The organism is Guyparkeria sp., assembly GCF_046540515.1.
In the GTDB taxonomy this organism is placed as follows: Bacteria; Pseudomonadota; Gammaproteobacteria; order Halothiobacillales; family Halothiobacillaceae; genus Guyparkeria.
In genome coordinates, this window is sequence record NZ_JBKHFB010000001.1 from 49535 (window position 1) to 72762 (window position 23228).

Below are 23228 nucleotides of genomic sequence, written 5' to 3' on the forward strand. Positions count from 1 at the left end.
CCGCCAATACATTCCCGCATTCCGGCAAACGAGTGACTCGGGTTCTCGTTTTTTGTCGGTTTTCTCGATTTCGCTAGGGGAGACCGGAAGGAACTCAGCCGGATTGGTTTTGGGACGCCGGTGATTATGTCGTCGGTATTGACCGGCCTGTGTTAATGGGCTAGATTTTCTGGGCATTGGTCCGGGCCAGGGAAAGCGCGGCTTTCATGGCAAAGTATGCCGATTCTAGTGATTTCCATTTCGCCCATTCCTGATTAAAGGGGTAGTTATCCAGATGAGCCAATTCGACGTAAAGAACCTTTCCGCCGAGGAACTGAAGAAACTGGTCAATGACGCCGAGCAGGCCCTGCGTGAGCGGAGCAAGCAACGCGTGATGGAGCTGCGCCGCGAAGCCGAGGCGTTGGCGAGCGAGCTCAACACCACCGTGGCCGATATCTTCGGCGTGGAAAAGGGCAGCAAGCAGGCGGGCAAGAAACTGCCGGCCAAGTACATGAATCCGGCCAACCCGTCTCAGACCTGGTCGGGCCGAGGCAAGCGCCCCAATTGGCTGGTCGACGAGCTCAATAAGGGCAAGAAGCTCGAGGACTTCCGTATCTGACGGTAACCTCGGATTGCCGTTCGGTTCACGAACGGCACTGTCGGATGTATCCAAAAGGCCTTGTCGCGTGGCAAGGCCTTTTTGTTTTGCGTGATATCAGGTCGACGGTTGCAGTCGACGGATCAGCCATTCGGGGGGCTGGGCGATTTTTCCCAGACAGTATCGGGCGGCCCGATCGATTACGCCGTGTTCGTGATAAAGCCCTTCCTTCTCCGCCCAGTCGCGGACATCTCCCTCCGGAATGCCGTGGTGCTTGGCGACGCTGATCAGCTGGACCACACCGTCCCGATGCCACTTGGCCTGGGAGGCGCTCTTCTCCTCCTGGCTCTCGGCCACGGCCACCGAGGCGGCGGCGATCAGCGGCGCCCCTTCCGCCCGGCGCGTCTCCTCGCTAGCCAGCAAACGGGCGGCCAGCGGGCAGGTCACCTCGGCCGGGGCCCGCAGGGCGAGGGCCGCCGTGAAGGCCAGCAGCAACCGGTCCGGATCGTGGCCGGCCTCGTCGACCAGACGGTTGAGTACGGTGCGATAGTCGCCGGCCTCGATCATCAGGGCCATGCCGCGTTCACGCATCTCGGGCCTCAGGTGGTCGCCCAGGCCGTCGAGTACCCGTCGCCATAGCCCGAGGCGTGGCTCGCCGCCGGTGTCCAGGTGGGGCGAGAGGATCTCGAGTGCCTCCTCGGCTCCCCCTTGTTCCACCAGTTGCTCGATCAGCATGTCGGCCGCCTGTTCCAGCCAGACCGGATCGTCGCAGCGCGCCGCGGTCTCCACCGCCTCGGTGAGCGGCCGGATCGCCTTGAACAGGCTGCCCTGCTGGCGTAGCAGGGTGGCCAGATCCAGTTGCGCCTGGACGGCGATCTCGGCCGGAAGCATCGAGAACTCCGGGTGGTCGACGAGCTCGCGAAGGCGCCCGATTGCCTCGCCGCTCTGGCCGCGGGCGGCCAGAGCGAGGGCCAGGGTGTGAGTGAGCCCCGGGTCCCGGGATTCGGCCAGCAGTGCCTCGGCCAGCGCAGTTGCCTCCTCGAGCCGGCCCTCCCCGATCAGGCTCACCGCGAGGGCGTCGCCGATCTCGAAGCGGCGCGGATCGTGGCAGTGGCGCATCCAGTCGAGCAGCCAGGGCAGTTCCTCGCGGTCGAGCGTGTCGGTTTGCCAGGCATTCCGGTAGTACCAGTCGATCACGGCGCGCGCCCGGTCGCAGTCGACGGCGCTGGCGGCCGGTTCGGCCATCTGGGCGTGCAGGGTGTCGAGGGACGAGGGGAGCGATTCGGGCATGGTTGGGCTCGAGACGGGAGTGTGATCGGAACGGTTGTGACGGTCGAAGTCTACCCGACTCCCCGTCCAATGACGGGGTGCGAATCACGCTCGTCTCGACACGGCCTCTCGTTTCTTTATACTCCGCCGCCGGAGTTGGCCAGATTGTCGCGGCGTTCCTCGTGAACGTCGAGGAAAGTCCGGGCTCCACAGGGCACGGTGCCAGGTAACGCCTGGGCGGCGCGAGCCGACGGAAAGTGCAGCAGAGAGTAGACCGCCGATGGCCACCGCGAGGTGGCACAGGTAAGGGTGAAAGGGTGCGGTAAGAGCGCACCGCACGCGTGGCAACACGTCGTGGCACGGTAAACCCCACCGGGAGCAAGGCCAAATAGGGGAACGATGGCGTGGCCCGCGCTGTTCCCGGGTAGGCTGCTCGAGCGCGACGGTGACGTCGCGCCCAGATGAATGGCAATCCACGACAGAACCCGGCTTACCGGCTGACTCCACCCCATTTCCTGTTGCCGACGGAACGGCTCCCGTTTCCCTGGGACCCGTCGGCACGGCGGTAATGCTCGATCCTTCCGCGCGCACCCGTATTTTCCCCCACTTTCCCCCACCGGCACTCGAGTGCGGCCGGGATGCGGCCCCGCGTATCCTCGTGCGCTTTGTTATCTATGCGCGGTAACCCTCTGTTTTTATCTGAAAACACATCCACACTTTCCCATTGTTTGTTGGCTAACTCCTTGTGGTCAAAAGAAAAATCCCGGCTATTTCTTGATCGCCCAGATGGGTGGGGCTATAGTGCGCGCAGGTGTAGAAAAGTGGGAAAAAGTGGGAAAAAGTGTTCCGGGGCATCACCAACCTGAATCTCGACGCCAAAGGACGCCTGGCCATGCCCACGCGTCACCGGGAGGCGTTTGCCCAGGATGACAACCAGCTGATCCTCACCATCGATACCCAGGAGCACTGCCTCCTTATCTACCCGCTGGCGACCTGGCTCGAGATCGAGAAGCAGATCGATGCCCTGCCGTCGTTCAACAAGACCGCCAACCGCATCAAGCGGATGCTGATCGGTCACGCCACTCAGGTGGAATTCGATTCCGCCGGACGCATCGTCATTCCCCCCGCACTGCGCGCCCACGCGAAGCTGGAGAAGCCGGCCGTGCTGGTCGGGCAGGGCAAGAAGCTCGAGCTCTGGTCGCAGCCGCTGTGGAACCAGATGACCGAGGAATTCCTCGACCAGTCGGACGAGGACGACCAGTTGCCCAGTGCCCTGGAGACCCTGTCCTTATGACGGTCGATGCCGCCCATGACACGGTATTGCGCGACGAGGCGGTCGACTGCCTGGTCATCGACCCGGCCGGCACCTACGTCGATGGCACCTTCGGCCGAGGTGGCCACAGTCGTGCGATTCTCGCCAGACTGTCGCCCCAGGGGCGCCTGGTGAGTTTCGATCGTGATGCCGAGGCGGCCGAGTACGCCGCCCGGCTGGCCGCCGAGGACCCGCGCTTCTCCTTTATCAAGTCGGCATTCTCCGGCTGGGGCGAGGCCCTGGCCGCGCACGGCGTCGACCAGCCGGTCAATGGCGTGATGTTCGATCTGGGCGTGTCCTCGCCGCAGCTCGACCAGGCCGAGCGCGGCTTTTCCTTCCGATTCGACGGTCCGCTGGACATGCGGATGGATCAGAGCCAGGGGCCATCGGCGGCCGACTGGCTGGCGGTTGCCGAGGAAGAGGAAATCCGTGACGTGCTGTTCCGCCTGGGCGAGGAGCGCTTCGCCCGCCGGATTGCCGCCGGTATCGTCGCCCGCCGCGAGCAGGCCCCCCTGACGCGCACGAGCGAGCTGGTCGACTGCGTGGTCGCCGCCATCCCGAAGCGCGATCCCAACAAGCACCCGGCCACGCGCACCTTCCAGGCCATCCGCCTGTACATCAACAAGGAGCTCGACGAGATCACCCAGGCGCTCGAGCAGGCCCTTGCGTATCTCGCGCCTGGCGGCCGGCTGGTGGTGATCAGTTTCCATTCTCTCGAGGATCGCATCGTCAAGCGGTTCATCCGTGATCACAGCACCGCCGGCAAGGATTTCTTCGGCAACCCGGTCGGCAAGGTGGCGCTGAAGAAGGTCGGCAAGGCCATCCGGGCCAATCGTGAGGAAACCGCCAGGAACCCGCGGGCGCGCAGCGCGATCATGCGAGTCGCGGAGCGGGCGGCATGAGGGCGCTCAACGTCTTCCTGTCGGCATTCGCGGTGGCCAGCGCGCTGGCGGTGGTCGTCCTGGTGGCCGAGGATCGGCGCCTGACCCAGCAGCTCGCGGTGGCTCGCGACGGTGTCGAACGCCTTGAAGGCACCTACGCGGAGTTGCAGCTCGAGGAGGGCACCCTGACCGCCCAGGGTCGGATCGAGCGCATCGCCACCGAGGAGCTCGGCATGCTCCCGCCGAATGAAGACCAGATCACGGTGGTGTTCCGATGAAGGCGGCCTGGGCAGTCATCACCCGGTGGGCCGCCTGGCTCGGTGTGCGTTGGCGCGCCGGCGTCGTGTTGATGGTGTTCGCTCTTGCCGCCGTGGTCCTGCTGGGCCGTGCGGTGCAGTTGCAGGTTACCGAGCGAGATTTCTACGCCGAGCAGGGCGGTGATCGCCACGAGCGCGTCCAGACGATCGCCGCCCATCGCGGCATGATCACCGACCGTCACGGCGAACCGCTGGCGATCAGCGTGGCCATGCACGCGGTCTGGATCGACCCGAAGATGATTGCCGCCCATCCCGAGGCGATCGATCGGCTGGCCCGGATCCTCGGGCAGCCGGCCGCCGAGTTGCAGCGTCGGGTGCGCGAGTACGGTTCGCGTCGTTTCCTGTACGTCGCCCGCCAGGTGCGCCCGAGCCTGGCCCAGGCGGTCCGCCAGGCCAAGCTGCCGGGCGTGGGCCTCAAGCGCGAGTACAAGCGCTTCTATCCGACCGCCGACGTCACCGCCCCGCTGCTGGGGTTTTCCAACATCGACGACGAGGGGCTTGCCGGTATCGAGCTGAGTTTCGATCAGCTGCTCGCCGGCACCCCGGGCAAGCGACGCATCCTCAAGGATGGCGATGGTCGCGAGATCGTCGATCTTGGCGTCATTCAGGCCGCGCGCCCGGGTCAGGACCTGGCGTTGTCCATCGATCGTCGTCTGCAGTACCTCGCCTACCGCGAGTTGTCGCGTGCGCTCGAAGAGCACGACGCGCTGGCCGGGTCGGCGACATTGATGAACGTCGCCACCGGCGAGGTGCTGGCCATGGCTAGCGCGCCCTCGTTCAATCCCAACAATCGTGCCGCCATCGATCCGAGCGTCACCCGCAACCACGCGGTGGTCGACCAGTTCGAGCCGGGATCGGCGGTCAAGCCCTTCACCGTGGCCGCCGCCCTGTCCAGCGGTCGCTGGCAGCCCTCGGACACGCTCGATACCGCGCCGGGCTACCGCCGCGTGGGCGGTTTCACCATCCACGACCACCGCAACTACGGCACGCTGGACATGACCGGCCTGCTGGAGAAATCCAGCAACGTGGGGGCCAGCATGCTGGCCGAGGACCTCGGCGCCCAGACCCTCTGGAACACCTACCGGGGGTTGGGTTTCGGCCAGATCACGGGGGTTGGGTTCCCCGGCGAGGCCGGCGGGTCGCTCAGCCTGTGGCGCGACTGGCGGGTAGCCGACACGGCCGCGCACAGCTACGGATACGGTCTTGCGGTGACGCCACTGCAGTTGACGAGTGCCTATGTCGCGCTGGCCAACGGCGGGCAGTACGTCGCCCCCAGCCTGCTGCGGCAAGACGAGCCGCCCGAGACCCGGCCGGTGTTCGATCCCGAGGTGGCCGACCGCGTGGTCGGCATGTTGCGTTCGGTGGTCTCGCCGACCGGCACTGCGCCCGAGGCCGCCGTGACCGGCTTCCAGGTCGCCGGCAAGACCGGCACCGTGCGGCAGCTCGGCAAGGGCGGCTATTCCCGCACCGACTACAACACGGTCTTTGCCGGGCTGGCCCCGGCGAGCGATCCGCGGCTGGCCCTGGTGGTGGTCCTGCATCGGCCCAACGCCGGGAAGGTCTACGCCGGCGACGTCGCCGCGCCCGTGTTCCAGCGCGTGATGAGCGGCGCCTTGCGCATGCTCAACATCCGCCCGGACAACCTGCCCGAACTGCCCGCCGGGCAGATCGCCGGCGAGCTGCCGTCCACCGTGGCCAACTCCACCCGCACTCGGGAGGCCGGCTGACATGGCGCGTATGACCTTTCCCGAAATCGGCCTGCGGGAGGTTCCCGTCCTGCGCCATGCCGGTGCCCCGGACCGGCGCGTGTGGGCGATCAGCGACGACAGCCGCGAGCTCGATGCCGGCACCATCTTCTATGCCCGCGAGACCCAGTCGCATGATGCCGATCGTTTCGTCGCCGACGCCCTGGCACGGGGTGCCGCGGCGGTCATCGGCGGGCGGCTGACCCCGGCCGAGGGCGTGGTCCTGCTCGACCGGCCCGAAGAGGCGATCGCCGACGCCATCCGCCAGGCCCACGGCTGGGGACACGAGGCGGTGGCGATCACCGCGGTCACCGGCACCAACGGCAAGACCACCGTCAGCCACCTTATCGCCGGGCTGATCGGCCTCGACGGCAACCCGGTCGGCGTGATCGGTACGCTGGGCTGGGGGCTGTGGTCGGCGCGGTCGGCCTATCGGGCCACGACCAACACCACGCCCGGGCTGATCGAGAACTGGCATCGGATCGGCGAGCTGGTTCGCGAGGGCGCGCGCGAGATCGTCATGGAGGTCTCCTCGCATGCGCTGACCCAAGGCCGGGTGGAAGGGCTGCCCATTCGTACCGGGGTGTTCACCAACCTCGGTCGGGATCATTTCGACTATCACGGCGACATCGAGGCCTATCTCGGGGCCAAGGCCCGACTGTTCGCCTTGCCGAGCCTGCGCCAGGCGGTGCTGAACGCCGACCAGCCGGCCAGCGAGCGGATGCTCGCGACACTCGCCGCCCGCCCGGACGCGCCCCGCACCCTGTGTTTCTCGCTGACCCCGGCCGTGAGCCTGCCCGACTGCCGCCCCTGCCTGAGCGGTCGGATCGGTGCCCCGGAGGGCGGTCGCATGCACCTGACCGTGAGCGGTTTAGGCGAACGCGCCGAACTCGAGGCGGCGCTCGCCGGCCGGTTCAACGCCGAGAACCTGCTCGCCGCCTTGGCCGCGCGCCTGGTGGTGGGTGAAACGCTCGACGAGCTTGCCGGTCGTGTCGGGCGACTCAAGACCCCGCCGGGACGCATGGAAACCGTCACGGTCGGGCGCGGCATGACCGTGGTGATCGACTACGCGCACACCGCCGACGCGCTCGAGAACGTCTTGACCAGTCTGCGCGAGGGGCTGCCCGAGGGCGCCCGTCTCGGGGTGGTCTTCGGCTGCGGCGGTGATCGCGATACCGGCAAGCGCCCCTTGATGGGCGAGGTGGCCGAGCGACTGGCCGACTGGGTGATCGTCACCAGTGACAATCCACGCAGCGAATCGCCCGAGGCGATCATCGACGCCATCGTCTCCGGCATGAGCGCACCCGACGCGGCCGACCGGCTGATCGACCGTCACGAGGCCATCGCCACCGGCATTCGCCGGCTGGCCGAGGGGCGGCCGGGCGACTGCCTGCTGGTGGCGGGCAAGGGCCACGAGACCGGCCAGGAGGTCGGCGACGAGATTCGGCCCTTCGACGATCGCCAGGTGGTTCGCGAGCAGGCACGGGAGGTGGGGCCATGATCCGGGCCACGCTCGACCAGATTGTCCGCTGGGCCGAGGGGCGCCTGGTCGCGGATGCCGATGGCTCACTGCCGGTAGCCGGCGTGGGCACCGACAGCCGAGCCGACTTGGGTGGGCGCCTGTTCGTCGCCCTGAAAGGGCCGAACTTCGATGCCCATGACTTTATCGACCAGGCGGCCCGACAGGGAGCGGTAGCCGCGCTGGTCGAGCGCGAACAGGCGGATTGCGCCCTGCCTCAGGTCATCGTCGACGACACGCTCGCCGCCATGGGCCGCCTGGCCCGCGGCTGGCGCGAGGCGGTCGATCCCACCGTGATCGGCATCACCGGCAGCAGCGGCAAGACCACGGTCAAGGAATTGCTGGCGGCCATGCTGGGCCAGATGGGCCCCACGGCCGCGACGCGCGGCAACCTCAACAACGACATCGGCGTGCCGCTGACCCTGCTCGACTGGGCGCCCGAGACGCACTACGCGGTGGTCGAGATGGGCGCCAATCACGTTGGCGAGATCGCCCGGCTGACCGAGCTGGCCGCCCCGGACATCGTGGTCGTCACCATGGCCGGCCGCGCCCACGTGGGCGAGTTCGGCTCGGTCCAACGCATCATCGAGGCCAAGGGCGAGATCTACCGTCACCGTCCGGCATCCGCGCGGGCGCTGATCAACCTGGACTCCGACGGCGCCGACCAGTGGCTCGAAGATGCACCGCGAGCCGAGACCTTCACCCTGGATCCCGCCCACCGCGAGTGGGCCAGCTGGCTGGGAGACTACGACGCCAACGGGCATCGGCTCTCGGTAGCGGAACGTGGGCGGCCGCTGTTCGAGCACCTCGCCGTGCCGATCCCGGGGGCACACAACGCGGCCAACTTGCTGGCCGCCATCGCGCTGGCCCGGATGGGCGGGGCCTCGACGCAGGCCATCGCCGACGGGCTGGCCGGGTTCCACCCACCGGCCGGGCGGATGGGTCTGCTGGCGCTCGCCAATGGCTGGCGGCTGATCGACGACAGCTACAACGCCAACCCGGAATCGATGCGGGCCGCTCTGGGGTACCTGGCCGGCCAGCCGGGCGCGCGCCTTGCCGTGCTCGGCAGCATGGGCGAGTTGGGCGACGAGGCCGAGACCCTGCACCACCAGCTGGGTGAATTCGCGGCGGGGCAGGAACTCCAGGGGGTGATCGCGGCCGGTCCGGAGGGCGCGGCGATGGCCGCCGGTTTCCGGGCGGCCGGCGGCGCGAGCGAGGCGATCGAGGTAGTCGCCGACAGCCACGCGGCGACCGAGGCCCTGCGCCACCGGCTGGCCGGCCTGGAGGGCGAGGCCGTGACCGTGCTGCTCAAGGGGTCGCGTTTCATGCACATCGAACGGGTCCGCGAGGCCCTGGAGCGGGAGATCGGCATCGCGCCGGGGACCGGCAACGAATCGACAGGGAGAGGGCGAGATGCTGCTCTGGTTGACTGAATGGCTCACCCAATACGCCAGTTTCTTCGGCGTATTCGAATACCTCACGTTCCGCGCGATGCTTGGCGTGGTGACCGCCTTGCTGATTTCGCTGGCCATCGGCCCGTTCGTCATCCGCTGGTTGCAGAGCGTCAAGGCCGGCCAGCCGATCCGCGAGCTCGGCCCGCAGACCCACCTTGCCAAGGCCGGCACCCCGACCATGGGCGGGGCGCTGATACTGATCTCGATCGCGATCTCGATGCTGCTCTGGGGCAGCCTCGGCAATGTCTACGTCTGGGTCGCGCTGCTGACCACGATGGGCTTCGGCCTGATCGGCGGCTGGGACGACTATCTCAAGCTCTCGCGTCGCAACAGCGACGGGCTGGCCGCGCGCTGGAAGTATCTCGGCCAGTCGGTCATCGCACTGGTCGCCGCCGTGTTCCTGTTCACCATCGCCGAGGACCCGGCGGAGACCAGCCTGCTGATCCCGCTGATCCGGGACGCGCTTATCCCGCTGGGTTTCGGTTTCGTGATCCTTACCTACTTCGTGATCGTGGGTAGCTCGAATGCCGTCAACCTCACCGACGGCCTCGACGGGCTGGCGATCATGCCGACGGTGCTGGTCGCCGGCGGGCTGGGCGCGTTCGCCTACGTCACCGGCCACTACGAGTTCGCCAACTACCTCGGGCTGCCGTTCATTCCCGGGGTGGGCGAGCTGGTGGTCTTCTGCGCGGCGATCGTCGGTGCCGGGCTCGGTTTCCTCTGGTTCAACAGCTATCCGGCGCAGGTGTTCATGGGCGACGTGGGCGCGCTGGCCCTGGGCGCCGCGCTGGGCATCGTCGCCGTAATGGTTCGCCAGGAGATCGTGCTGTTCATCATGGGCGGCATCTTCGTGCTGGAGACCGTCTCGGTGATGCTGCAGGTCGCCTCCTTCAAGCTCACCGGCCGCCGGATCTTCCGCATGGCGCCGATCCATCACCACTTCGAGCTCAAGGGCTGGCCGGAGCCGAAGGTGATCGTGCGCTTCTGGATCATCACCGTGATCCTGGTGTTGATCGGTCTCGCAACCATGAAGGTGCGCTGATGAAACTGATCGTCGGCATGGGACAGACCGGATTCTCCGCGGGGCGCTTCTTCGCCCGCCGCGGCGAGCCCTTCGTCGTCGCCGACACCCGGGGCGTCGATGCCCCGCGGGCACGCTGGATCGAGTCGTTCGGTCCGGGCACGGTCTTCGAGGGCGCGATGGGTGCGGCCATGCTCGACACGGAGGCCCTCCGTGGGCTCGACGGCATCGTGCTCAGCCCGGGTCTCGACCCGGCGGCCGAGCCGCTGGCCGGGCTCTTGGCCGAGGCGCGCCGTCGTGGGATCCCGGTGGAAAGCGACATCGCCCTCGCCCTGCGCCACGCGACGGTGCCCTATGTCCTGATTACCGGGTCGAACGGCAAGAGCACGGTCACGGCGTTGACCGCCGAGCTGCTCTCGGCGGTGGGCAAGCGCGTCGGCATTGGTGGCAATTACGGCACCCCGGCGCTGGACCTGCTGGCCGAGCCGGTCGAGGTGCTGGTGCTCGAGGTCTCGAGTTTCCAGCTGGAGGCCTGCGACCCGGCGGCCATCCGTGCGCGGGCGGCCACCGTGCTCAATATCAGTGCCGACCACCTTGACCGCCACGGCACGATCGAGGCCTACGCCGCCCTCAAGCAAAAGATCCTCGTGCATGCCGAGACGGCCGTGATCAATCTCGACGATGACCGGGTGCGTGCCATGGCGGGCGACTGCGAAGGTCGCCTGGTGAGCTTCTCGAGGCTCGACCAGGATCGTGGCCTGGCGGTGGCCCACCGTTATTACCTGGATGTCGACGGCGAATCGCTCTGCCGTGACGACCAGGTGGTATTCGATGGTGCCCAGGTCGCCCTGCCGGGTGCCCATAACCGCCTCAACGCCCTGGCGGCGCTGGCGCTGGTCGAGGCGGTCGTCGGGCGCGCCGCGCTCGAGCAGTCGGCCCTGCGCGAGACGCTGTCGACCTTCACCGGCCTGCCGCATCGCATGCAGGTGGTCTGCCGCTGGGCGGTCAACGGTGGCGAGATCCGGTTCATCAACGATTCCAAGGCCACCAACGTCGGCGCGACCGTCGCCGCGATCGAGGGGCTGGCGGGCACCGGCGTGGACGGGCAGATCGTGATCGTCGGCGGGCAGGCCAAGGGGCAGTCCTTCGACGAGCTGGCCCGCGTCCTGAAGGCGCATGCCCGCGGCGTGGCGCTGATCGGCGTCGATGCCGACCGGATCGAATCGGCGCTGGACGTCATGCCGGAGGAATCGGCGGGCGGGCTTTCCGTGGCCCGCTGCGATTCGCTCGAGGAAGCGGTCGCCTGGGCGGCCGAGCTTGCGGCCTCCAACGCGGTGGCCGGCCGGGACGTGGTCGTGCTGCTCTCGCCGGCCTGCGCGAGCTTCGATCAGTTCAACGGCTACGCCGATCGGGGCGAACACTTCGCGCGGGCCGCCGAGGCGGTCTGCGATGAGCGCGATATCCCGGCAACCCTGCCGGTGGAGGTGGCGTCATGAGCCTGTGGCAACTCAACCGTCGCGGATGGCAGTGGCTGGGACAGGCCGGTGGCGCCGGCCGGCAGTGGCTGGCCGAACGCAAGGCGTTCGAAGGCGCGAGGGACGTCGGTAGCGGCATTTCGCTGGACCGCTCGTTCGTGATCGCGCTGCTGGCCCTGTTGTCGATCGGGATGGTGATGGTCGCCTCGGCCACCCTCGGCATGGGCGATTCCGCGGCCGCCGGGCGGGGCCTGCTGATCCGGCAGGCCGCCGCCCTGGTCGTCGGCCTGGTCGCGATGGTGCTGCTGCTGATGGTGCCGCTGCGCCATTTCGTCTCCTTGCGCAACGTCATCCTGCTGCTCTCGTTCCTGTTGCTGATGGTGCTGTTCGTCCCCGGCGTGGCGCACACCGTCAACGGGGCGACGCGCTGGATCGATCTCGGGTTCGTCCGGCTTCAGGCCAGCGAGTTCGCCCGGCTGGGCATGATCGTCTGGATGGCCGCCTATCTCGGCGTTCACCTCGACAAGGTGCAGACGCGTATCCGCGGCATGCTGGCCCCGGTGATAGTGATCGCGCTTGCTTCGACCCTGCTCATGCTCCAGCCCGACTACGGCAACACGCTGGTGCTCGGTACGACGCTGTTCGCCATGGCCTGGCTGATGCGCGCCCAGTTGCAGACCATGCTGATGCTGATCGCCGTCGGCGGGGCGCTGGCCGTGGCGGGCGTGTTCTCGGCCCAGTACCGGATCGACCGCCTGCTCTCGTTCTCCAATCCCTTCGCCGATCCCTTCGGCGACGGTTACCAGCTGGTCAACGCCCTGATCGCCATCGGCACCGGCGGGTTGTTCGGCCGCGGGCCGGGCGAGAGCGTGCAGAAGCTCGCCTACCTGCCCGAGGCCCACACCGACTTCATCTTCGCCGTCTACGCCGAGGAGTTCGGTCTGTTCGGCGTGATCGCCCTGCTGGGACTCTACGGCGTGCTGGTGTGGCGCGGTTTCGTGATCGCGCGGATGGCCTGGACGGTCAAGCACTACACCGGAGCGGCGTTGGCCTGGGGCATCAGCACGTGGATCGGCATGCAGACCCTGATCAACATGGGCGTGAACATGGGCCTGCTGCCCACCAAGGGCCTGACCCTGCCGTTGATCAGCTACGGCGGTTCGGCGATGGTCGCGACCCTGCTGGCCATGGGGCTGATCCTGCGCGTGCACCACGAGGCCAGCCGGGCCATGGCCGAGGCGGGCATAAAGGACGTTCGGGAGGTGACCCGATGAGCCGCGCGCTGATCTACGTGATGGCCGGCGGGACCGGCGGGCATGTCGTGCCGGCCCTGGCCGTGGCTGCCGAACTGGCCGGACGCGGCTACGCCATCCGCTGGATGGGGACCGAGCGCGGCATCGAGTCGCGCCTGGTACCCGAGGCCGGCTACCCGATCGATTATCTCGATATCGGGGGATTGCGCGGCAAGGGGCTGGGCACCCGCCTGGCCGCCCCGTTCCGATTGTTGCGTGCCGTCTGGCAGGCCGGCGGCCTGTTGCGTCGTCATCGGCCGGCACTGGTGATCGGCATGGGCGGCTTTGCCGCCGGCCCGGGCGGGCTGGCCGCCTGGCTGCTGCGCCGCCCGCTGGTGATCCACGAACAGAACGCGATTGCCGGGCTGACCAACCGCGTGCTCTCCCGCCTGGCCCGCGTGACACTGGCCGCCTACCCGAAGGCCTTCGGCCGCACCCTGCCGTCGGGCCAGGTAGTGGGCAACCCCGTGCGCCCCGAGATCGCTGCCTTGCCCGAACCGGCCGAACGGTTCGCTGGCCGCGAGGGCCCGCTGCGCGTGCTGGTTCTCGGCGGCAGCCTGGGGGCGCAGGCCCTCAACGAATCCGTGCCGCAGGCCCTGGCCCGCATCAGCCAGCGCGTCGATCTGACCGTGCGTCATCAGGCCGGTCCGCGCCATCTCGACACGGCGGTCGGTCACTACGACTCGGCCGACTGGGGTGCGGGCAGTCGCCACGAGGTGACCGGCTACATCGACGACATGGCCGAGGCCTTCGGCTGGGCGGACTTCGTCATCGCCCGTGCCGGGGCCATGACGGTCGCCGAGATCGCCGCGGCGGGCCTCGGCTCGCTGTTCATCCCGTTCCCGCATGCCGTGGACGATCACCAGCGGTTCAATGCCGCCTGGCTGGTCGACCAGGGTGCCGCCCGTCTGCTGAACCAGCGCGAGGCCGATGTGGACACGCTGACGCGCCTGCTCGGTTCGTTGCTGGCCGATCGGGCCGCCCTGCTCGACATGGCCCGTCGCGCCCGCGAGGCCGCCGTGCCGGACAGTACCGCGCGGATCGCCGCACTCTGCGAGGAGGTGATCGGCGCGCAAACCACGGACAACCAACCCGGGGAGGGCCGGTAATGGCTAGCGTCACAGCCGATTTCGCCCCGGTCGCCCAGGTACGCATGCGCAAGGTGCGCCACCTGCATTTCGTCGGTATCGGCGGGGCGGGCATGAGCGGCATCGCCGAGGTGCTGCACACGCTCGGCTTCGTGGTCTCCGGCTCGGACATCAGCGAGTCGCCGGCGGTGCGTCACCTGCGCGAGCTGGGCATCGAGGTGTTCATCGGTCATGCCACCGACAACCTCGCCGGCGCCGACGTGCTGGTCGTCTCGACGGCCATTGCCGCCGACAACCCGGAACTGGTGGCCGCGCACGACCGCCGAATGCCGGTGGTCCGGCGCGCCGAGATGCTCGCCGAGATCATGCGTTTCCGTATCGGGCTGGCGGTGGCCGGCACCCACGGCAAGACCACGACCACCTCGCTCTTGGCCGCGATCATGGCCGAGGCGGGGCTCGACCCGACCTACGTGATCGGCGGCAAGCTGCTCTCGAGCGCCTCGAACGCGCGCCTGGGACGGGGCGAATACCTGATCGCCGAGGCCGACGAGTCGGATGCCTCGTTCCTCCACCTGCAGCCGCACGTCGCGGTGGTCACCAACATCGATGCCGACCACCTCGAGACCTACGACAACGATTTCTCGCGGTTGCTCGACCACTTCGTCGAGTTCCTGCACAACCTGCCGTTCTACGGGCTGGCGGTGCTCTGCGCCGACGACGACCACGCCATGAGCATCGTCGAGCGGATCGGACGCCAGGTGCTGACCTATGGCATCGACGAGCCGGCCGACGTGCGCGCCACGGCCATCCGCAGCGACGGCTTCGAGTCGAGCTTCGACGTGAGCCTGCCGGGCGGCGAGTCCTTGCACTGCCGCCTGGCGATGCCGGGCCGGCACAACATCCTCAACGCCCTGGCGGCGATCACGGTCGCCCACGATCTCGGCGTCGACGGCGAGGCGATCGTGCGGGCGCTGGCCGGGTTCAAGGGTGTGGGGCGTCGGCTCGAGCGTCGCGGCACGCTGGTCTTCCCGCAGGGGCGCCGGATGCTGCTCGACGATTACGGGCACCACCCGCGCGAGGTCGCCGCGACCCTGGCCGCGGTGCGCGATGCCTGGCCGGACGAGCCGCTGCTGCTGATCTTCCAGCCGCATCGCTACACCCGCACCCGCGACCTGTTCGAGGACTTCGTCGAGGTGCTCTCGCAGGTCGACCAGCTGATCCTGATGGAGGTCTACGCCGCCGGCCAGCAGCCGATCGCCGGGGCCGACGGACGCAGTCTCGCCCGCGCGATCCGTGCCCGCGGGCAGGTCGATCCGGTGTTCGTCGCCGAGCCGGGCCAGGTGGCCGAGGTGATCGACGACATGGTCCGCGAGGACGGCATCGTGCTGACCCTGGGGGCCGGCAACGTCGGCAGCCTGCCGGGGCTGCTGCTGGAGCGTTGGGAGGATCGCACATGAATGCACAGGCACATGCCCTGGGGCGCGTGATGGTGCTGATGGGCGGCTGGTCGGCCGAGCGCGAGGTTTCGCTCGCCAGCGGCCGGGCGGTCCACGAGGCCCTGATCGCACGCGGCGTGGACGCGATCGCCGTCGATCTCGATCGCGCCGGTGCCCGCGGGCTTGGCCGGCGCCTGGCCGAGGAGCGCATCGATCGGGTCTTCATCGCCCTGCATGGCCGGGGCGGCGAAGACGGCCAGATCCAGGCATTGCTCGACCTGGCCGAGGTGCCGTACACCGGCAGTGGCATGGCCGCCTCGGCGGTCGGTATGGACAAGGTGTTGTGCAAGCGCATCTGGCAGGGCGCGGGTCTGGACACGCCGGCGTTCGCAGTGGTCGAGAACGCGGCCGATGCCCGGTCGGCCGCCGAACGGTTCGGCTGGCCGGTGATCGTCAAGCCGACCGCGGACGGGTCGAGCGTCGGCGTGAGCAAGGTCGACGGCCCCGACGGGGTCGAGGCGGCATTCCGGGCGGCCGCCGCCCACGGCGCGGTGATGGTCGAGCAGTTCGTTTTCGGCGGCGAGTACACGGTCGCCCTCCTGGGCGACCGGAGCCTGCCGGCGATCCGCATCGAGGCGAGCGCCGAGCACGCCTTCTACGACTACCAGGCCAAGTACGAGGCGGACGATACCGGCTACCGGATTCCCTGCGGCCTGCCGGCCGAGGAAGAAGCGAGGCTGGCCGATGTGGCCCGACAGGCGTTCGCCCTGATCGGCGCGCGCGGCTGGGGCCGGGTGGATTTCATGCGGGATGCCGAGGGACGTCACTGGCTGATCGAGGTCAACACCGTTCCCGGCATGACCAGCCACTCGCTGGTGCCGATGGCGGCCCGCGCGGTGGGCGTGGACTTCCCGGACCTGTGTGTCGCCATTCTCGAGCAGACCCTGGGCAACCGGGCCGAACCCGGCGAGGTATCCACGGGGGGTGAGTCGGCTGATGGAGCGAGTTGATGGCAACGCGACGCGCCTCGCGGGTAAGGCCCCGTGGACCGAGCTGGCAGGAACGTTGGGCGGCGTTCGCCGCCGGCCTGCGCGTGTCGCTGCGATGGGCCTGGCGGATCGGTCTGTGGTTGGCCTTTCTCGCCGCCGTGGTGCTGGTTTCACAGCGGGTCTGGATGAAGCTTCAGACGCCGGTATCGCAGCTGGAGGTCGAGGGTGCCAACCGTTTCGTGACCGAGCAGCAGGTGCGACAGGAGCTCTGGCCGGCGCTGGGGCAGGGCATCTGGGCGGTGGATATCGAGACCTTGCGCGAGCGGCTGCTGGAGGATGCCTGGCTCACCGAGGTGCGCATTACGCGCCAGTGGCCGGACCGATTGCTGGTGAGCCTGCAGACGCACCAGCCGATCGCCACCTGGAACGAGGATCGGTTGCTGAGTGCCTCGGGCGAGGTGTTCTCACCCGAACGGCGCCCGCTCGAGCCGGAGTTGCCAAGGCTTTCCGGACCGACCGGCAGCCAGTGGGCGGTCTGGGAGCGCTACACAAGCCTCAGGCCGGTGCTGGCTGCCGTGGGGCTGGAGCTGGCCGGCGTGACCATGAGCGCGCGCGGCTCGCTGAGTCTTGCGCTGGCCTCGGGTGCGGTCATCCATGCCGGGCGGCAATCGCTGGAGGCGCGTCTGCAGCGTCTGCTCGACGTCTACCCCGACACGCTCGAGGCAAAGATGGATCGAGTCGAGCGGATCGACCTGCGCTACAGCAACGGGTTTGCCGTGGCCTGGCGCGAGTCGGAAGGCGAAACCGACAACACGACAACAAACGAATGACGACAGGGAAGTTCGCGAGCCAAAAACGGACGGGAACCATGGCAATCAAGGGCAGAAACACAGCATGAGCGCGTTGAGAAAAGGAGAGCGGGAGTTCGTCGTCGGACTCGATATCGGCACCAGCAAGGTGGCGGCCCTCGTCGGCGAATGCGACGGCGACGGGCGGCTGAGCCTGATCGGCTACGGCTCGCACCCGACCAACAAGGGCTTGCGACGGGGGTCGGTGGTCGATATCGAATCCACCTCGATGGCGATTCGCCGCGCGATCGACGGGGCCAGCGCCCTGTCCGACTGCGAGATCGGCTCGGCCTGGGTGGGTGTGGCCGGCGATCACGTGCGCAGCATGGACTCGCAGGGGATGACCGGCACCGGCGGGCGCGAAATCACCGACGCCGACGTCAGCCAGGTCATCCAGTCGGCCCGGGCGGTGAAGATCCCCGATGGCCAGCAGATCCTGCACTGCGAGCCGCAGGAGTTCCGCATCGACGGCCAGGACGGCATCAGAAAGCCGCAGGGCATGAGCGGTCACCGGCTCGAGGCGAACGTGCACATCGTCACCTCGGCGGCGAACAACGTGCAGAACATCATCAAGTGCGTCGAGCGATGCGACGTGCACGTCGAGGGCACCGTCCTCGAACCGATCGCCGCGGCGCGCGCCGTGCTCAACGACGACGAGCGCGAACTGGGCGTGGTGCTGATCGACATCGGCGGCGGCACCACCGACGTGGCCATCTACACCGGCGGGGCATTGCGTTACGCCGCCGTGCTGCCGATCGCCGGCGAGCAGATCACCAACGACCTCTCCTACGGCCTGACCACGCCCCCGGCCGAGGCCGAGAAGATCAAGATCAACCACGCCAACCTCGGGACGCTCGACGAGCGCGAGGCCTCGCGCGCGATCGAGGTGCCGGGGGTGTCGGGGCGCCCGCCGCGGCGCATCCCGCAGGAGACGATGATGCGCATCGTCCGCCCGCGGGTCGAGGAGCTCCTCTCCTACGTGCAGGAGGAGATCCGCCAGTCGGGCTACCAGAACCTGGTGAATGCCGGCGTGGTGCTGACCGGCGGCACGGCACAGATGCCGGGCTTCGTCGAACTGGCCGAAGATTTTCTGCAGATGCCGGCCCGCCTGGGCACGCCCCAGGGCGTGGTCGGCAATCTGGACGCCTTGGGGGACCCGGCGAACGCCGCCGGGATCGGCTTGATGCTGCACGGGCTGGAACAGGCCCGCGAACAAACGGCCCATGGACCGTCACTGGCCCATGGAAATGTTCTGGAACGGCTCAAGGGCTGGTTCCGTGACCACTTCTGATTCACACGATTCTTACGAACGCCACGCGAGAGAAGGAGACGACACCATGAGCAACTGGACAATGGCTGAAATGCAGACCGAAAGCGCCAAGATCAAGGTCATCGGCGTAGGGGGCGGCGGCGGCAACGCCGTGGCCCACATGGTTCACCAGAACATCGAGGGCATCGAGTACATCAGCGCCAATACCGATGCCCAGGCGCTGGTGAAGAGCAACGCGCCCTCGCAGCTGCAGATCGGCGCGAACATCACCAAGGGCCTGGGTGCCGGCGCCGACCCGGAACTGGGCCGCCAGGCCGCGCTCGAGGACCGCGAGCAGATCCAGGAGGCGATCAGCGACGCCAACATGCTGTTCATCACCACCGGCATGGGCGGTGGCACCGGCACCGGCGCGGCCCCGGTGATCGCCCAGATCGCCCGCGACATGAACATCCTCACCGTCGCGGTGGTCACCCGACCGTTCTCCTTCGAGGGCAAGAAGCGCACGGCCGTGGCCATGGAGGGCATCCAGGAGCTCGAGGACAACGTCGACTCGCTGATCGTCATCCCCAACGACCAGCTCACTGCGGTGATGGGCAAGCAGGCGGCCCTGCGTGACGCCTTCGCCGCGGCCAACGAGGTGCTGTTCACCGCCGTGGCCGGCATCTCCGAGCTGATCACCCGTCCCGGCGAGATCAACCTCGACTTCGCCGACGTGCGCGCGATCATGACCGAGAAGGGCACCGCGATGATGGGCACCGGCATCGGCACCGGGGACAACCGTGCCGCGGAGGCGGCCGAGGCGGCCATCCACAGCCCGCTGCTGGACGACATCAACCTCACCGGTGCCGAGGGCATCCTGGTCAACGTCACCTCCAACGGTGACCTGTCGATCGGCGAGTTCATGGAGATCGGCGAGATGGTCCAGTCGCTGGCCGGTGACGAGGCGGTGGTCAAGGTGGGCACGGCGGTCGACGACGAGCTCGACGGCCAGCTGCGCGTCACCCTGGTGGCCACCGGCCTGTCGCGGATCAAGAACGTCAGCGGCGAATCGAGCAAGCCGCGCGTGGTGATCGACAACGCCCGCCGCGAGGAGCCGACCGAGCAAGCCGAGCCGTCGCGCGCCGAGGCTCAGCAGGCCTACGCAGGGACGGCCCATCGCGGCAACACCGCGATCAACCTCGATACCATCGACATCCCGTCGTTCCTGCGCCACCAGGCGGACTGATCGACGGCCCCGGTCGCCAAGCCGGGGGGTGAAAAACTCGCGAGGCATGACAAAGGCCCCGGGACGCCAGTCCCGGGGCCTTTCCTTTGGGCTCGTCACGGTCGAGCGATCGGAATTTCCCTTACCCGCCCGGCAGCAATTGCACCACGCGCATGGCCTGGCGGTCGTCGATCCAGCTGCGTCGCTGCGGGTCTCGTAGCGTGATGAAGAACAGCAGGCCGAGGCTCGCGACGCTCAAAAGCCCGTAGCCGAAGCGCGCCAGCATCGGCCGGATGCAGGGGCCGTCGCGCTCGCGTATCAGCAGCAGGCGCCAGACCTTCATGCCCGGGGTCTGGCCGAAGCGGCACCAGAAGAACACGAAGTAGGCGGCGATCCAGGCGAGCAGGTAGAGGCGGAACAGCCACTGTGCAGGCCCTTCCGGCGGGACGGGCTCGCCGCGGGTGACGATCAGGGCGAGAAAGGTCGCCAGGATCACCACGGCGATCACGAACAGCGTGTCGTAGAACAGGGCGGCGGCGCGTCGCCACAGCGGGGCGGTGCGCGCCGGGCGCTTCGGGGTCTCGTCGGTGGTCATGCCGTGGCCTCCTCCGGCGCGGGCAGGGCGATGTCGGCGAGGATCGCCTCGATGGTCTTCAGGCGCTCGTCGAGGGTCTCCATCTCGCGGCTAAAGCGCAGGGTGTCGGCCGACAGGCGATAGGTGTCCGGGGCGGCCTGCACGGCGGCAACCAGCTTCGCCGGATCGATGCGGGCGTGCTCGCCGAAGATCAGCCGTCCGCCGCGGGCGGTCAGTTCGATCTTGGTGATGCCGAGTCGGCGGGCCCGGATGCGCAGTCGATGGGTCTCGACCAGGGCGACCACCGGCTCGGGCAGCAGGCCGAAGCGGTCGATCAGTTCCACCTTGAGCTCGTCGAGCACCTCGTTGTTCTCGGCGGTCGACAGGCGCTTGTAGAGCGTCAGGCGGGTGTGCACGTCGGCAACGTAGTCCTCGGGGATCAGGGCGGGTTCGCCAAGATCGACCTCGGTGCTCGAGGTGGGCATGGGGGCATCCAGGGCCGGCTCGCGCCCCTGGCGGATGGCGGCGACCGCCCGGTCGAGCAGCTGCATGTAGTAGCGATAACCGACCTCGTGCATCTGCCCGGACTGCCCGGAGCCCAAGAGCTCGCCGGCGCCGCGGATCTCCAGGTCGTGGGTGGACAACGTGAAGCCGACGCCCAGGTCCTCGAGCGCGGCGATGGCCTCGAGTCGCTTCTGCGCATCCGGGGTCAGCTGGCCCGGCTCCGGAGTGATCAGGTAGGCGTAGGCGCGGTGGTGCGATCGGCCCACCCGGCCGCGCAGCTGGTGGAGCTGGGCCAGGCCGAACTTGTCGGCGCGGTGGATCAGGATGGTGTTGGCCGTGGGGATGTCGATGCCCGACTCGATGATGGTGGTCGAGACCAGCACGTTGAAGCGCTGGTGGTAGAAGTCCGACATCACCTGTTCGAGTCCCCGCTCGCCCATCTGGCCGTGGGCCACGCCGATGCGGGCCTCCGGCACGATTTCCTCGACCAGCCGGGCCATGCGGTCGATGCTCTTGACCTCGTTGTGCAGGAAGTACACCTGCCCGCCGCGTTTCAGTTCCCGCTGGATCGCCTCGCGGATCTGCACCTCGTCCCAGCGCAGGATCACGGTCTTGACCGCCAGGCGCTCGCGCGGCGGGGTGGCGATGATCGACAGGTCACGGATGCCCGAGAGCGCCATGTTGAGCGTGCGCGGGATGGGCGTGGCGGTCAGTGTCAGCAGATCCACCTCGGCGCGCAGGGCCTTGAGCCGCTCCTTGTCGCGCACGCCGAAGCGCTGCTCCTCGTCGATGATCACCAGTCCGAGATTGGCGAACTCGGGCGAGTCGCGCAGCAGCTTGTGCGTGCCGATGACGATGTCGACCTGGCCGGCCTTGATCCGTTCCCGGGTCTCGCCGGTCTTCTTGTTGCCCGACAGGCGCGAGAGGCTCTCGATGGTCACGGGCCAGTTGGCGAAGCGGTCGCGGAAGTTCCGCATGTGCTGCTCGGCGAGCAGGGTGGTGGGCACCAGCACCGCCACCTGCGCGCCGTTCTGCACGGCGACGAAGGCCGCGCGCATGGCGACCTCGGTCTTGCCGAAACCGACGTCGCCGCAGACCACCCGGTCCATCGGCTGGCCCGCGGCCATGTCGACGAGCACCTGTTCGATCGCCAGTCGCTGGTCGTCGGTGGGCTCGAAGGCGAATTCCTCGGCGAACTGATGGTAATCGGCCTCGTCGGCGGCAAGCGACGTGCCCTTGCGCGCCGCGCGGCGGGCGTGGATGTCCAGCAGCTCGGCGGCCACGTCGTGCACCTGCTTGGCCGCGCGCTTCTTCGCCTTCTCCCACTGCCCGGAACCCAGCCGGTGCAGCGGCGCGGTCTCCTCGGAGCCGCCGGTGTAACGCGAGATACGCTCGAGACCGGAGACCGGCACGTAGAGCTTGTCGTCGTCGGCGTAGGTGAGCAGCAGGTATTCCTGCGGCTGGCCGTTCATCTCCAGGGTGACCAGTCCCTGGAAGCGGCCCACGCCGTGATCCTCGTGGACCACGGGCGCCCCGATGGCGAGATCGTCGAGGTTCTGGATGATCGCGTCGGCGTCGCGACCGCGCCGCGACTTGGCTCGGCGCTGGGCGACCCGTTCGGCGAACAGGTTGGTCTCGCTGATCACCGCCACCGGCCGGCCGGCGGTCGGCAGGATCGCGCCATGCTCGAGTTCGGCCACCGCGACGGTCACCGGTGCCCGGTCGGCCTGCTCCCAGCCCGTGATCGCCTCCGGCTTGAGCCCGGCGGCGGTGGTCTGCTCGACCAGCGCCTGGCGTCGCCCGCTGCTTTCCGCGACCAGCAGGGTGTGACCATCGAATCCGCGCACGAACTCGGCCAGCCGCTCGATCACCGCCGCCGGGGCCGCGCCGCCGGTGGCGAGATCCGGCAGCGGCCGGTCGCCGATGTCGGCGGCCTGGGGGAAACGCTCGTCGTCGCCGGCGACCAGTCGCCAGCGCGGCAGGCTCGCTATCCGTTTGGCGAACTCGTCGGGTGTCTGGTAGAGGGCCTCGGGGGCGAGGATGGGGTGATCGATGTCGCCGGCGCGCTGGGTGAAGCGCTCGCTGGTCTCGCGGACGAAGGCGTCGATCGCCGCGTCGATCCCGTCGAACAGCAGCAGCCGGGCACGTTGCGGCAGGAAGTCGAACAGGGTCGCGGTCGACTCGAAGAACAAGGGCAGGTAGCTCTCGATGCCGGCCGGGACCAGCCCCTCGGAGACCTGCTTGTAGATGGGTGCGCTGGTCGGGTCGCCGGCAAAGGCGTTGCGCCAGTTCTGGCGGAAGGTGGCGATGCCCTTGTCGGTCAGCGGGTACTCGCGCGCCGGCAGCAGGGTGATGGCCTCGACCGTCTCGGTGGAACGCTGCGACTCGGGGTCGAAATGGCGCAGGGTCTCGATCTCGTCGTCGAACAGGTCGATGCGCACCGGCTCGTTCGC

The 23228-nt window shown here is 68.4% G+C and carries 19 protein-coding genes and 1 other RNA gene; 17 read left to right on the top strand and 3 right to left on the bottom strand.

Annotated elements, in window-relative coordinates:
* Window positions 1–274: 274 nt before the first annotated feature.
* The gene (locus ACLFRM_RS00225; RefSeq protein WP_410753548.1) at window positions 275–598 is read left to right on the top strand and encodes an H-NS family nucleoid-associated regulatory protein; all 324 of its coding nucleotides are present in this window, start codon (window positions 275–277) and stop codon (window positions 596–598) included.
* Window positions 599–694: 96 nt separating this feature from the next.
* Here the strand turns inward: ACLFRM_RS00225 and ACLFRM_RS00230 are convergent, their stop codons facing one another.
* Window positions 695–1867 carry a hypothetical protein gene (locus tag ACLFRM_RS00230; protein WP_410753549.1) on the bottom strand — a complete coding sequence of 391 codons (1173 nt, stop codon included), beginning with the start codon at window positions 1865–1867 and terminating at the stop codon, window positions 695–697.
* Window positions 1868–1998: 131 nt separating this feature from the next.
* Between ACLFRM_RS00230 and rnpB the strand changes: the two genes are divergently transcribed.
* From rnpB to ftsZ, 16 genes are all read left to right on the top strand, one after another.
* Window positions 1999–2355, top strand: an RNA gene (gene rnpB / locus ACLFRM_RS00235) — RNase P RNA component class A.
* Window positions 2356–2687: 332 nt separating this feature from the next.
* Window positions 2688–3140 carry a division/cell wall cluster transcriptional repressor MraZ gene (gene mraZ / locus ACLFRM_RS00240; RefSeq protein WP_410753551.1) on the top strand — a complete coding sequence of 151 codons (453 nt, stop codon included), beginning with the start codon at window positions 2688–2690 and terminating at the stop codon, window positions 3138–3140.
* Window positions 3137–4060: a 16S rRNA (cytosine(1402)-N(4))-methyltransferase RsmH gene (gene rsmH, locus ACLFRM_RS00245; protein ID WP_410753553.1), complete on the top strand. Its 924-nt coding sequence runs from the start codon at window positions 3137–3139 to the stop codon at window positions 4058–4060. The genes mraZ and rsmH overlap by 4 nt, the downstream gene beginning before the upstream one ends.
* Entirely contained in the window at window positions 4057–4317 is a 261-nt protein-coding gene (ftsL, locus tag ACLFRM_RS00250; RefSeq protein ID WP_410753555.1) for a cell division protein FtsL, read from the top strand. Before rsmH ends, ftsL begins: the two co-directional genes overlap by 4 nt.
* Window positions 4314–6083 (top strand): peptidoglycan D,D-transpeptidase FtsI family protein, encoded by a 1770-nt coding sequence (locus tag ACLFRM_RS00255; protein WP_410753557.1) that lies wholly within the window; start codon window positions 4314–4316, stop codon window positions 6081–6083. Before ftsL ends, ACLFRM_RS00255 begins: the two co-directional genes overlap by 4 nt.
* Before the next feature lies 1 nt (window position 6084).
* Window positions 6085–7602, top strand: a complete 1518-nt coding sequence (locus ACLFRM_RS00260) for a UDP-N-acetylmuramoyl-L-alanyl-D-glutamate--2,6-diaminopimelate ligase (protein WP_410753559.1) — start codon at window positions 6085–6087, stop codon at window positions 7600–7602.
* Window positions 7599–9053 (top strand): UDP-N-acetylmuramoyl-tripeptide--D-alanyl-D-alanine ligase, encoded by a 1455-nt coding sequence (locus ACLFRM_RS00265; protein WP_410753560.1) that lies wholly within the window; start codon window positions 7599–7601, stop codon window positions 9051–9053. The genes ACLFRM_RS00260 and ACLFRM_RS00265 overlap by 4 nt, the downstream gene beginning before the upstream one ends.
* A complete protein-coding gene (gene mraY, locus ACLFRM_RS00270; protein ID WP_410753562.1) occupies window positions 9034–10116 on the top strand; it encodes a phospho-N-acetylmuramoyl-pentapeptide-transferase in 1083 nt (360 codons plus the stop codon). Before ACLFRM_RS00265 ends, mraY begins: the two co-directional genes overlap by 20 nt.
* Window positions 10116–11591, top strand: a complete 1476-nt coding sequence (murD, locus tag ACLFRM_RS00275) for a UDP-N-acetylmuramoyl-L-alanine--D-glutamate ligase (RefSeq protein WP_410753563.1) — start codon at window positions 10116–10118, stop codon at window positions 11589–11591. The genes mraY and murD overlap by 1 nt, the downstream gene beginning before the upstream one ends.
* Window positions 11588–12844, top strand: a complete 1257-nt coding sequence (gene ftsW, locus ACLFRM_RS00280) for a putative lipid II flippase FtsW (protein ID WP_410753564.1) — start codon at window positions 11588–11590, stop codon at window positions 12842–12844. The genes murD and ftsW overlap by 4 nt, the downstream gene beginning before the upstream one ends.
* Window positions 12841–13971 (top strand): undecaprenyldiphospho-muramoylpentapeptide beta-N-acetylglucosaminyltransferase, encoded by a 1131-nt coding sequence (murG, locus tag ACLFRM_RS00285; protein ID WP_410753566.1) that lies wholly within the window; start codon window positions 12841–12843, stop codon window positions 13969–13971. Before ftsW ends, murG begins: the two co-directional genes overlap by 4 nt.
* Window positions 13971–15407 (top strand): UDP-N-acetylmuramate--L-alanine ligase, encoded by a 1437-nt coding sequence (gene murC / locus ACLFRM_RS00290; RefSeq protein WP_410753568.1) that lies wholly within the window; start codon window positions 13971–13973, stop codon window positions 15405–15407. Before murG ends, murC begins: the two co-directional genes overlap by 1 nt.
* Entirely contained in the window at window positions 15404–16396 is a 993-nt protein-coding gene (locus ACLFRM_RS00295; RefSeq protein WP_410753569.1) for a D-alanine--D-alanine ligase, read from the top strand. Before murC ends, ACLFRM_RS00295 begins: the two co-directional genes overlap by 4 nt.
* Entirely contained in the window at window positions 16396–17205 is an 810-nt protein-coding gene (locus ACLFRM_RS00300; protein WP_410753570.1) for a cell division protein FtsQ/DivIB, read from the top strand. The genes ACLFRM_RS00295 and ACLFRM_RS00300 overlap by 1 nt, the downstream gene beginning before the upstream one ends.
* Window positions 17206–17269: 64 nt before the next feature.
* The gene (gene ftsA / locus ACLFRM_RS00305; protein WP_410753571.1) at window positions 17270–18514 is read left to right on the top strand and encodes a cell division protein FtsA; all 1245 of its coding nucleotides are present in this window, start codon (window positions 17270–17272) and stop codon (window positions 18512–18514) included.
* Window positions 18515–18560: 46 nt separating this feature from the next.
* Window positions 18561–19718, top strand: a complete 1158-nt coding sequence (ftsZ, locus tag ACLFRM_RS00310; protein WP_410753572.1) for a cell division protein FtsZ — start codon at window positions 18561–18563, stop codon at window positions 19716–19718.
* Window positions 19719–19839: 121 nt separating this feature from the next.
* Here the strand turns inward: ftsZ and ACLFRM_RS00315 are convergent, their stop codons facing one another.
* Both ACLFRM_RS00315 and mfd read right to left on the bottom strand, forming a co-directional pair.
* Entirely contained in the window at window positions 19840–20292 is a 453-nt protein-coding gene (locus ACLFRM_RS00315) for an RDD family protein (RefSeq protein WP_410753574.1), read from the bottom strand.
* On the bottom strand, window positions 20289–23228 hold a 2940-nt coding region (mfd, locus tag ACLFRM_RS00320), incomplete at its 5' end, for a transcription-repair coupling factor (RefSeq protein WP_410753575.1). The genes mfd and ACLFRM_RS00315, both read right to left, overlap by 4 nt.

Excerpts from the sequence above, each read along its gene's own strand:
- ACLFRM_RS00225 (WP_410753548.1), top strand. The coding sequence starts at position 275 with ATGAGCCAATTCGACGTAAAGAACCTTTCCGCCGAGGAACTGAAGAAA.
- ACLFRM_RS00230 (WP_410753549.1), bottom strand. The coding sequence starts at position 1,867 with ATGCCCGAATCGCTCCCCTCGTCCCTCGACACCCTGCACGCCCAGATG.
- rsmH (WP_410753553.1), top strand. The coding sequence starts at position 3,137 with ATGACGGTCGATGCCGCCCATGACACGGTATTGCGCGACGAGGCGGTC.
- ftsL (WP_410753555.1), top strand. The coding sequence starts at position 4,057 with ATGAGGGCGCTCAACGTCTTCCTGTCGGCATTCGCGGTGGCCAGCGCG.
- ACLFRM_RS00255 (WP_410753557.1), top strand. The coding sequence starts at position 4,314 with ATGAAGGCGGCCTGGGCAGTCATCACCCGGTGGGCCGCCTGGCTCGGT.
- ACLFRM_RS00260 (WP_410753559.1), top strand. The coding sequence starts at position 6,085 with ATGGCGCGTATGACCTTTCCCGAAATCGGCCTGCGGGAGGTTCCCGTC.
- ACLFRM_RS00265 (WP_410753560.1), top strand. The coding sequence starts at position 7,599 with ATGATCCGGGCCACGCTCGACCAGATTGTCCGCTGGGCCGAGGGGCGC.
- mraY (WP_410753562.1), top strand. The coding sequence starts at position 9,034 with ATGCTGCTCTGGTTGACTGAATGGCTCACCCAATACGCCAGTTTCTTC.
- murD (WP_410753563.1), top strand. The coding sequence starts at position 10,116 with ATGAAACTGATCGTCGGCATGGGACAGACCGGATTCTCCGCGGGGCGC.
- ftsW (WP_410753564.1), top strand. The coding sequence starts at position 11,588 with ATGAGCCTGTGGCAACTCAACCGTCGCGGATGGCAGTGGCTGGGACAG.
- murG (WP_410753566.1), top strand. The coding sequence starts at position 12,841 with ATGAGCCGCGCGCTGATCTACGTGATGGCCGGCGGGACCGGCGGGCAT.
- murC (WP_410753568.1), top strand. The coding sequence starts at position 13,971 with ATGGCTAGCGTCACAGCCGATTTCGCCCCGGTCGCCCAGGTACGCATG.
- ACLFRM_RS00295 (WP_410753569.1), top strand. The coding sequence starts at position 15,404 with ATGAATGCACAGGCACATGCCCTGGGGCGCGTGATGGTGCTGATGGGC.
- ACLFRM_RS00300 (WP_410753570.1), top strand. The coding sequence starts at position 16,396 with ATGGCAACGCGACGCGCCTCGCGGGTAAGGCCCCGTGGACCGAGCTGG.
- ftsA (WP_410753571.1), top strand. The coding sequence starts at position 17,270 with ATGAGCGCGTTGAGAAAAGGAGAGCGGGAGTTCGTCGTCGGACTCGAT.
- ftsZ (WP_410753572.1), top strand. The coding sequence starts at position 18,561 with ATGAGCAACTGGACAATGGCTGAAATGCAGACCGAAAGCGCCAAGATC.
- ACLFRM_RS00315 (WP_410753574.1), bottom strand. The coding sequence starts at position 20,292 with ATGACCACCGACGAGACCCCGAAGCGCCCGGCGCGCACCGCCCCGCTG.